The organism is Rossellomorea sp. DA94, assembly GCF_029834455.1.
Taxonomy (GTDB): Bacteria; Bacillota; Bacilli; order Bacillales; family Bacillaceae_B; genus Rossellomorea; species Rossellomorea vietnamensis.
The window spans coordinates 1-10,000 of sequence record NZ_CP122397.1; the positions used below are offsets into that span (position 1 = coordinate 1).

Here is a 10,000-nt window from a genome sequence, read left to right on the forward strand (position 1 = left end):
TTGGAGAATATCGGGGATCTTTGGAGCAAGGCCTTAGAAAATATCGAAAAAAAGATCAGTAAACCAAGCTTTGATACTTGGTTGAAATCAACTAAGGCCCATTCCATTCAAGGGGACACCCTTGTGATTACAGCTCCAAATGAATTTGCTAGAGATTGGCTGGAAGGCCGTTACTCTCAGCTAATCTCAGGGGTTTTGTATGATATTACGGGCGAAGAACTAGTCGTGAAATTTATCATTCCTCAAAACCAGGAGCCGGAAGAGTTTGATATTCAAATACCGCCAAAGTCGATGAAGGATGATGATCAGCAGGATATCAACCAAAATATGCTGAACGCTAAATACACGTTCGACACGTTTGTTATCGGTTCGGGCAACCGGTTCGCCCATGCCGCTTCTTTGGCTGTGGCTGAAGCACCTGCCAAAGCCTATAATCCCTTATTTATTTATGGGGGAGTCGGTCTTGGAAAAACTCACTTGATGCATGCCATCGGCCATTATGTACTTGAGCATAATCCCGCTGCAAAAGTGGTTTATCTATCATCTGAAAAATTCACCAACGAATTCATTAACTCCATCAGGGATAATAAAGCAGTCGATTTCCGCAACAAATACCGGAATGTTGACGTTTTATTAATCGATGATATTCAATTTTTAGCCGGTAAAGAACAAACACAAGAGGAATTTTTCCATACTTTTAATACCTTACATGAAGAAAGCAAGCAAATTGTCATTTCCAGTGATCGGCCACCGAAGGAAATCCCGACACTTGAAGATAGACTTCGTTCCCGATTCGAATGGGGGCTTATAACAGATATCACTCCACCGGATCTCGAGACGAGAATTGCGATTTTACGAAAGAAAGCAAAGGCTGAAGGACTGGATATTCCAAATGAAGCCATGCTTTATATAGCTAATCAGATTGATTCGAATATTCGTGAGTTAGAGGGCGCATTGATCCGTGTCGTCGCGTACTCTTCTCTTATAAATAAAGATATCAATGCAGATCTTGCAGCCGAGGCGTTGAAAGATATCATCCCGAGCTCGAAGCCAAGGGCGATTACCATCCAGGAAATTCAACGTGTCGTTGGGGAGCACTTCAATGTGAAGCTAGAGGACTTTAAAGCGAAGAAACGAACAAAGTCCATCGCATTCCCAAGGCAAATCGCCATGTATCTATCAAGGGAAATGACGGATTCCTCCCTTCCAAAAATCGGCGAAGAGTTTGGCGGACGTGATCACACGACTGTCATTCATGCTCATGAGAAAATCAGTACATTACTCGGAACGGATGCTCTTCTTCAGCAGCAATTGAAGGAAATTCGTGAAACATTAAAGGCCTGATTCTACACACAACCAAACTGGATAATGTGAATAACTCCGACTAACTAGCACACAGTCTGTCCACATGTGGATAGGCTGTGTTTACGTTCGATTCATACACTTATCCACATATCAACAGGCCCTACTACTTCTATTACTATTTTTTAAATAAATTATTAGTATATGATTCAGTCCATAAAATTATGTGCAAATTGGAGGAATAAATCATGAAATTTGTTATTCAAAGGGACTATCTTGTCCAGAGCGTCCAGGACGTTATGAAAGCTGTCACATCAAGAACGACCATTCCCATCCTGACCGGGATCAAGATCATTGCCACTGAAGATGGTGTTACATTGACAGGTAGTGATTCGGATATCTCGATTGAATCCTTTATCCCGAATGAGGAAGAAGGCACTGAAATCGTTGGGATCATGGAAACAGGCGGCATCGTCCTCCAAGCAAAATTCTTTAGTGAGATCGTTAAGAAATTACCGAAAGATACGGTGGAAATCGAAGTTCAGAGTCACTTCCAGACAGTCATTCGTTCAGGACAGGCAGAATTCAATTTGAACGGGCTGGATCCTGAAGAATATCCGCATCTTCCTCAAATTGAAGAAGGAAACGGAATAAAAGTATCAACGGATCTTCTTAAAACGATGATCAGACAAACCGTATTTGCAGTGTCCACCTCAGAAACACGCCCCATCTTGACAGGTGTAAACTGTCAGATCGAAGACGGGGAGCTAAGCTGTATTGCAACAGATAGTCACAGGCTTGCCATGAGAAAAGCACCGATCGAAACCAATCATGATGCTTCTTACAATATCGTGATTCCAGGAAAGAGCTTAAATGAGTTGAACAAGATCCTTGATGATACGGATGAACCAGTTGAAATCGTCATTACGGAAAATCAGGTCCTGTTTAAGGCAAAACATTTATTATTCTTCTCAAGACTATTAGAGGGGAATTACCCGGACACAAGCCGATTGATTCCATCTGATACGAAAACAGAATTGACCCTTAATACAAAAGAATTTTTACAAGCGATCGATCGTGCATCGCTGCTGGCGAGAGAAGGCCGGAACAACGTCGTGAAACTTTCGACCCTTGATGGTGGAATCATTGAAATTTCGTCAAACACTCCTGAAATCGGGAAAGTCATCGAGCAGGTGGAAAGCCATTCGGTGGAAGGGGAAGAACTGAAAATCTCTTTCAGCGCAAAATATATGATGGACGCGTTAAAAGCGATTGAAGGAACGGAAATTCATGTGAACTTCACAGGAGCGATGAGACCGTTCGTATTGAAGCCGCTTCATGATGAATCCATCCTTCAGCTGATCCTTCCGGTTAGAACGTACTAAAAATCAAAAGCCAACACCTTCGAAAAAGCTCAGGTGTTGGCTTTTTACATTTAGGGAATCCTTCTGAAATCAACTGCGACCATATTCTCCATTTTTCGTTAGTTGTGACTTAACTCCATTTAGAGTAAAATAATATATTAGAGACTTTATACGGAAAGTAGTGATTTTAGTGGCGAAAGAGATCACCATCGAAACAGAAATCATCACATTGGGACAATTCCTGAAGCTTGCTGAAGTGATTCAGTCCGGTGGGATGGCGAAATGGTTCTTAAGTGAATATGAAGTATACATAAACGGGGAACAAGACCAAAGAAGAGGGAGAAAACTTACGGTTGGAGACAAAGTTGAAATTCCTGAAGTAGGGGTCTTTGTGGTTGCTGGAGAATAATAAAGGGTGTTATGTCCATGTACATTGAACAATTGGAATTAAGAAACTACCGTAATTACGAATCGATCGACGTGAGTTTCGAAAATAAGGTGAACGTCATTCTTGGAGAAAATGCTCAGGGGAAGACGAATATCATGGAGTCTATCTATGTCCTGGCAATGGCTAAATCCCACCGTACCTCGAATGATAAAGATTTAATCCGTTGGGACCAGGAATATGCTAAAATAAAAGGTAGGATTCAGAAATATAACGGTGGTTTACCTTTGGAGCTGATCCTGTCCAAAAAGGGGAAAAAGGCGAAGAGTAATCACCTTGAACAGTCTAAATTGAGTCAATATGTCGGGAATATGAATGTTGTCATGTTTGCACCTGAAGATCTTCATTTGGTAAAAGGGAGCCCTCAAGTTAGGCGCCGTTTTATTGATATGGAAATCGGTCAGGTTTCTCCTGTTTATTTACATGATATCAGCCTTTATCAAAAAATATTACAGCAGCGGAACCATTATTTAAAACAGTTGCAGACGAGAAAACAAAAAGACCAGACGATGCTTGATGTCTTGACCGAACAGTTCATCGAGATGGCGGTGAAGATTACGAAGAAACGATTTGAGTTCGTTCAATTGTTGGAAAGTTGGGCGAAACCGATCCATTCAGGGATTTCAAGAAACCTGGAAACGTTGGAAATCGTATATAAACCGTCTTTGGATGTATCAGATAATCAAGAATGGTCAAAAATGGTAGATATATATGAGCAGAAATTCGATGATATCCGTGAACGGGAAATTGATCGGGGTGTGACCCTGGTCGGACCGCATCGGGATGATCTTCAATTTATTGTGAATGGACGGGATGTACAAACATTCGGGTCACAGGGGCAGCAACGGACGACAGCCCTCTCTGTGAAGCTTGCAGAAATCGAGCTGATACACTCTGAGATCAAAGAGTATCCCATCTTACTTCTGGATGATGTGTTATCTGAGTTGGATGATTATCGTCAGTCTCACTTATTAAATACCATTCAGGGGAAAGTTCAAACCTTCGTGACCACAACCAATGTGGACGGGATTGATCATCAAACCTTAAACGAGGCGACTACGTTCGAAGTGGAAGCCGGATCTATGAAAAGATTGAAATGAGGTGTTACCTTGTACATACATGTTGGAGAAGATGTCATGGTACGTACAGATGAAATCATCGCAATTATTGATCGAGACACCGTTCAATTTTCAGAGGAAATTCAACATTTTCTAAAAACGAAAGATCATAACCTTTGCAATCTTGCAAAGGGTTCATATAAATCTCTTGTTATCACAACGGGCCAGTTGTATCTTTCACCACTGGCATCCAGCACGTTAAAGAAGCGATCAAAGAAATACTCAAACTATGAGAATTTATTATAGAAATATAAAGCCCTGAAGGTTAGAAAGTGTAGGTGAATCAGTATGGCTATAGAACAAAATCAAGCGCAAGGCGGCTCCTATGATGAAAATCAGATTCAGGTTTTAGAAGGTTTAGAGGCCGTTCGGAAAAGACCGGGAATGTATATTGGATCAACAAGCGGCAGAGGTCTGCATCACTTGGTGTGGGAAATCGTTGATAACAGTATTGATGAAGCATTAGCCGGACATTGTAGTGAAATCGAAGTCATCATTGAAGAGGATAACAGTATTACCGTGACGGATAATGGACGTGGGATTCCGGTCGGTATCCACGAAAAAATGGGACGTCCTGCCGTAGAGGTCATCATGACGGTCCTTCACGCGGGCGGTAAGTTCGGCGGCGGCGGATATAAAGTATCCGGAGGTCTGCACGGAGTAGGGGCCTCGGTTGTAAATGCCCTTTCCACGGAACTTGAGGTACATGTCCATCGTGATGGGAACATCTACTATCAGAAATTCGAAAAAGGTGTTCCGAGCTTCGACCTTAAAGTGGTCGGAGAAACGGATAAGACCGGAACGATCATCCACTTCACTCCAGATCCTGAAATCTTTACTGAAACGACGGAATACGATTATGACACACTGGCAAACCGTATTCGTGAATTGGCGTTCTTGAACAGAGGGATCCAGATCAGTATTGAAGATAAGCGCGGAGAAGGGAAAAGACGGGACTACCATTATGAAGGTGGAATCAAGTCATACGTTGAGCACCTTAACCGTTCGAAAGAAGTCATCCATGAAGAACCGATCTATATCGAAGGTGAGAAGGATGATATCACCGTTGAAATCGCCCTTCAATACAATGACGGTTTCGCAAGCAATCTTTACTCATTCGCCAATAACATCCATACCCATGAAGGTGGAACCCATGAGTCTGGATTTAAAACGGCTTTAACGAGGGTCATCAATGATTACGCCCGTAAAAATAATGTATTCAGAGAGAACGATGCGAATCTTTCAGGGGAAGATGTCCGGGAAGGTCTGACAGCCATCATTTCGATCAAACATCCTGACCCTCAATTCGAAGGTCAGACGAAAACAAAACTCGGGAACTCGGAAGCGAGGACGATTACGGATTCTCTATTCTCAGAGCATCTGGAAACATTCTTACTTGAAAACCCGGTTGTTGCCCGGAAGGTCGTTGAAAAAGGCCTGATGGCTGCCCGTGCCCGACTGGCTGCGAAAAAAGCAAGGGAGCTTACCCGCCGTAAGAGTGCTCTTGAAATTTCAAGTCTGCCTGGTAAACTGGCTGACTGTTCTTCCAAAGACCCGAGCATCAGCGAAATCTATGTGGTTGAGGGTGACTCAGCCGGTGGATCGGCCAAACAGGGACGTGACCGTCACTTCCAGGCCATCCTTCCACTGCGCGGTAAAATCATCAACGTTGAAAAGGCACGTCTTGATAAGATCCTTTCTAATAACGAGGTCCGTGCGATCATTACAGCTCTCGGGACTGGTATTGGTGAAGACTTCAACCTGGCTAAAGCAAGATACCATAAAATCGTGATCATGACTGATGCCGACGTTGATGGCGCTCATATTCGTACACTATTATTAACGTTCTTCTATCGTTACATGAGAAATATCATTGAAGCAGGTTATATCTATATCGCCCAACCACCTTTGTACAAAATACAACAAGGGAAGAAGATCGAGTACGCCTACAATGATAAAGAACTGGATCGAATACTTGCAGAAATTTCTCCGACGCCTAAACCTGGAATCCAGCGTTACAAAGGTCTTGGAGAGATGAATCCAGAGCAGCTTTGGGAAACGACAATGGATCCGGAATCAAGGACCTTGCTGCAAGTAAGCCTTCAAGATGCGATCGAAGCCGACGAAACCTTTGATATCCTGATGGGTGACAAAGTAGAGCCGAGACGTAACTTCATCGAAGAAAACGCAGCTTACGTCAAGAACTTGGATATCTAAAATGAAATAAACAGGATAGACCTGGGTGCTATCCTGTCTTTTACATAGCGGACAAGGTAAAGAGTAAGAAAGGTATAAATCTTTCTTTAAAAGGAGGTCCCTTTTACTATGGCAGAAACACCAAGATCGAATGTTAAAGAGATTAATATAAGTAGTGAAATGCGCTCGTCTTTCCTGGATTACGCGATGAGTGTCATCGTTTCACGTGCCTTACCAGATGCACGTGATGGCCTTAAGCCCGTCCATCGCCGTATTTTATATGCGATGAATGACCTCGGAATGACGTCTGATAAAGCGTACAAGAAATCAGCACGTATCGTCGGTGAAGTAATCGGTAAGTATCACCCTCATGGTGACTCAGCTGTTTATGACACCATGGTCCGTATGGCACAGGATTTCAACTATCGCTATATGCTGGTTGACGGTCACGGTAACTTCGGTTCTGTGGACGGTGACGCCGCAGCGGCCATGCGTTATACAGAAGCACGTATGTCCAAGATCTCTATGGAACTCATTCGTGATATTAATAAAGACACAATTGATTATAAAGATAACTATGATGGCACTGAGCGGGAGCCGGAGGTATTACCTGCCCGTTTTCCTAACCTTTTGGTTAATGGTTCTTCAGGAATCGCCGTAGGAATGGCAACGAACATCCCTCCCCATAATCTTGGAGAGGTCATCGATGGAATCCTTGCATTAAGTAAAGATCCTGACATTACGATTCAAGAGCTGATGGAATTCATCTACGGACCTGATTTCCCTACTGCCGGTTTGATTGTAGGAAGAAGCGGGATCCGTCGCGCTTACGAAACAGGTAAAGGTTCCATCACCATGCGTGCCCGTGTGGAAATCGAAACAAAGAGCAATGGAAAAGAAACGATCATCGTCCATCAAATTCCCTATCAGGTGAATAAAGCGAGACTCATTGAGAAGATCGCGGATCTGGTCCGGGATAAGAAGATTGATGGCATCACGGATCTTCGTGATGAATCGGATCGTAATGGTATGCGCATCGTCATCGAAGTACGAAAAGATGCCAATGCTAACGTCCTGCTTAATAATTTGTATAAACAAACAGCACTTCAAACAAGCTTCGGGATCAATCTTCTGGCACTTGTAGACGGTCAGCCGAAGGTATTGAACTTAAAAGAATGTCTCTATCACTATCTCCAGCATCAACGTGTAGTCATTCGCCGCAGAACGGAATTTGAATTGCGCAAAGCTGAAGCAAGGGCTCATATTTTAGAAGGTCTGAGGATTGCCCTCGATCACATTGATGAAATCATTGCCCTTATCCGTGGTTCTCAAACAACAGAGCTTGCGAAACAAGGGTTGATGGAGAACTTCTCCTTATCCGATAAGCAGGCCCAGGCGATCCTGGATATGCGTCTTCAACGTCTAACCGGTTTAGAACGTGAAAAAATTGAAGATGAGTACCAGGAGCTGGTGAAGCTGATTGCTGAACTAAAAGCGATCCTTGCAGATGATGAAAAGGTCCTTGAAATCATCCGTGAAGAACTGATCGAAATCAAAGAACGCTTCAATGATGAGAGAAGGTCTGAAATTGTAGCGGGTGGAATCGAGAACATCGAGGATGAAGATTTGATCCCCAGAGAGAACATCGTCGTTTCCCTTACCCATAACGGTTATATCAAACGTCTCCCAGTTTCCACCTACCGCAGTCAAAAACGTGGCGGAAGAGGGATCCAGGGTATGGGTACCAATGATGAAGACTTCGTCGAACATCTGTTGACGACTTCTACTCATGATACGATCCTCTTCTTTACGAACAAAGGAAAAGCGTATCGTGCAAAAGGATATGAAATCCCTGAGTTCAGTCGTACCGCGAAAGGACTTCCAATCATCAATCTGCTTGGCGTAGAGAAAGATGAGTGGATTAACGCCATGATCCGCGTAGAAGAATTCGTGGACGATTGGTACTTATTCTTTACCACAAAGCAGGGGATCTCCAAGCGTACACCGGTATCGGATTTCGCCAATATCCGGACGAACGGATTGATTGCCATCAACCTTCGGGAAAATGATGAGCTGATTTCCGTCAAATTGACTGATGGCGAAAAAGATATGATCATCGGTACGAAGCAGGGTATGTTGATCCGTTTCCCTGAAACAGACGTTCGTTCCATGGGAAGAACGGCAACCGGAGTAAAAGGAATCAACCTGAGTGATGATGATATCGTTGTCGGCATGGAGATCCTTGAGGACAAGAGTGATGTCCTGGTCGTCACGGTAAATGGTTACGGTAAACGTACTCCAGCCAGTGAATATAGAGTCCAAACCCGTGGTGGTAAGGGATTAAAGACATGTAATGTAACTGAGCGTAATGGAGAACTGGTCTCTGTCAAAGCCGTTACAGGCGAAGAAGACTTAATGATCATCACCGCCCATGGTGTTCTCATCCGTATGGACGTCAATGACATTTCCACAACGGGACGTAACACCCAAGGAGTCAAGCTTATTCGTCTTCAAGAAAGTGAATTCGTTTCAACCGTCGCCAAAGTTGAAAAAGAAGATGAAGAAGAAACGGAAGCGCCGGTCGAATCTGTTGAAGGAATGGAACAGCACGATATGGAAGACCAACCAGCTTCAGATGAGGCGGATGAAGACACAGAAGAATAAATAATAGAGTAAGCTATTTTCAGGAATGGGTGTCCATTCTGGAAATAGCTTATTTTTTTGTCAGGGACCTATTTATTTTTTGAAAATAACAACTATAGCTCGCCGAATTTGGTAAAATAAACTAAAAGAACAGTCGTGAGGTGTGTATAGTTGAAGGTCCATCGTGGCGAAATACAATTAGGCTGCATCGTAGCAGAGGATATCATGGGATTGTCAGCAAGCCCGATCATTCCGAAGAATACGGTGCTAGAAGAAGAACATTTGAATATCCTGCAAGCATTTCATATCACCGAGTTATACATAGAGAAGACAAAAGCCGACGGGAACCCATTCAAGTCACCTCTTTCTTCTGATAAAGTCTCGGATCATGAAGAGACTGATTCTCAGAAGACAATGGGATTTGTAGACCTTTACTTAACGACTGTAAAGGAATACAAAAAGGAATTCATGAATTGGCAGTCGGGTACGGCCGTTAATGTCGCAAGAGTGAGAGAACTCATCCTCCCCGTTATTCAAGAGGTGGAACAAAATCATATATACATCTATTCCCTTCAACACTATTCAACGAAGAAAGAGTATCTCTATCATCATGCGGTTTCAGTCAGTATCATCAGTGCTTTAATAGGAAAGAAGATCGGATTGCAGTCGGGACAGATCAATCAACTGGCATTAGCGGGTGCGCTGGCTGATTGTGGGATGGCGAAGGTGAGCCCCCACATATTATCCAAGGATCAGCCCCTGACAGAGAATGAATTTAAAGAAGTGAAGCTACATACGGCAAATGGGTATAAGATGATCAAGGATACTCCACTATTAAAAACGGAAACAAAACTTGCGATCTTTCAACACCATGAACGTTTTGATGGAACAGGATATCCTGCATCAGAAAAGAGCGAACGCATCCACCTCTA

At 43.2% G+C, this 10,000-nt stretch carries 8 protein-coding genes (1 of these 8 cut by a window edge); all 8 read left to right on the forward strand.

Going from position 1 to position 10,000, the window contains the following annotated elements:
• Complete coding sequence (gene dnaA, locus P8596_RS00005; RefSeq protein ID WP_061811179.1) at positions 1-1,344, forward strand: chromosomal replication initiator protein DnaA; 1,344 nt, start codon at positions 1-3, stop codon at positions 1,342-1,344.
• Positions 1,345-1,550: 206 nt separating this feature from the next.
• Positions 1,551-2,687 carry a DNA polymerase III subunit beta gene (gene dnaN, locus P8596_RS00010; protein WP_034764746.1) on the forward strand — a complete coding sequence of 379 codons (1,137 nt, stop codon included), beginning with the start codon at positions 1,551-1,553 and terminating at the stop codon, positions 2,685-2,687.
• A 169-nt stretch (positions 2,688-2,856) separates the two neighbouring features.
• On the forward strand, positions 2,857-3,075 hold the full coding sequence (yaaA, locus tag P8596_RS00015) for a S4 domain-containing protein YaaA (protein ID WP_034764734.1): 219 nt from the start codon (positions 2,857-2,859) through the stop codon (positions 3,073-3,075).
• 17 nt (positions 3,076-3,092) lie between these two features.
• The gene (gene recF, locus P8596_RS00020) at positions 3,093-4,211 is read left to right on the forward strand and encodes a DNA replication/repair protein RecF (RefSeq protein WP_224522407.1); all 1,119 of its coding nucleotides are present in this window, start codon (positions 3,093-3,095) and stop codon (positions 4,209-4,211) included.
• Between the two features lie 9 nt (positions 4,212-4,220).
• Complete coding sequence (gene remB / locus P8596_RS00025; RefSeq protein ID WP_034764730.1) at positions 4,221-4,475, forward strand: extracellular matrix regulator RemB; 255 nt, start codon at positions 4,221-4,223, stop codon at positions 4,473-4,475.
• 42 nt (positions 4,476-4,517) lie between these two features.
• Positions 4,518-6,446: a DNA topoisomerase (ATP-hydrolyzing) subunit B gene (gene gyrB, locus P8596_RS00030; RefSeq protein WP_224522406.1), complete on the forward strand. Its 1,929-nt coding sequence runs from the start codon at positions 4,518-4,520 to the stop codon at positions 6,444-6,446.
• A gap of 108 nt (positions 6,447-6,554) precedes the next feature.
• Entirely contained in the window at positions 6,555-9,089 is a 2,535-nt protein-coding gene (gene gyrA / locus P8596_RS00035; protein WP_254652730.1) for a DNA gyrase subunit A, read from the forward strand.
• Between the two features lie 150 nt (positions 9,090-9,239).
• Positions 9,240-10,000 carry the 5' portion of an HD-GYP domain-containing protein gene (locus P8596_RS00040; protein WP_279725460.1) on the forward strand. It continues 325 nt past the right edge of the window, so the window shows 761 of its 1,086 coding nt (coding positions 1-761); it begins with the start codon at positions 9,240-9,242; its stop codon lies off the right edge, out of view.

What these genes read in the sequence shown, in the direction of transcription:
- dnaN (WP_034764746.1), top strand. Translation starts at nt 1,551, where the DNA reads ATGAAATTTGTTATTCAAAGGGACTATCTTGTCCAGAGCGTCCAGGAC.
- gyrB (WP_224522406.1), top strand. Translation starts at nt 4,518, where the DNA reads ATGGCTATAGAACAAAATCAAGCGCAAGGCGGCTCCTATGATGAAAAT.
- gyrA (WP_254652730.1), top strand. Translation starts at nt 6,555, where the DNA reads ATGGCAGAAACACCAAGATCGAATGTTAAAGAGATTAATATAAGTAGT.
- recF (WP_224522407.1), top strand. Translation starts at nt 3,093, where the DNA reads ATGTACATTGAACAATTGGAATTAAGAAACTACCGTAATTACGAATCG.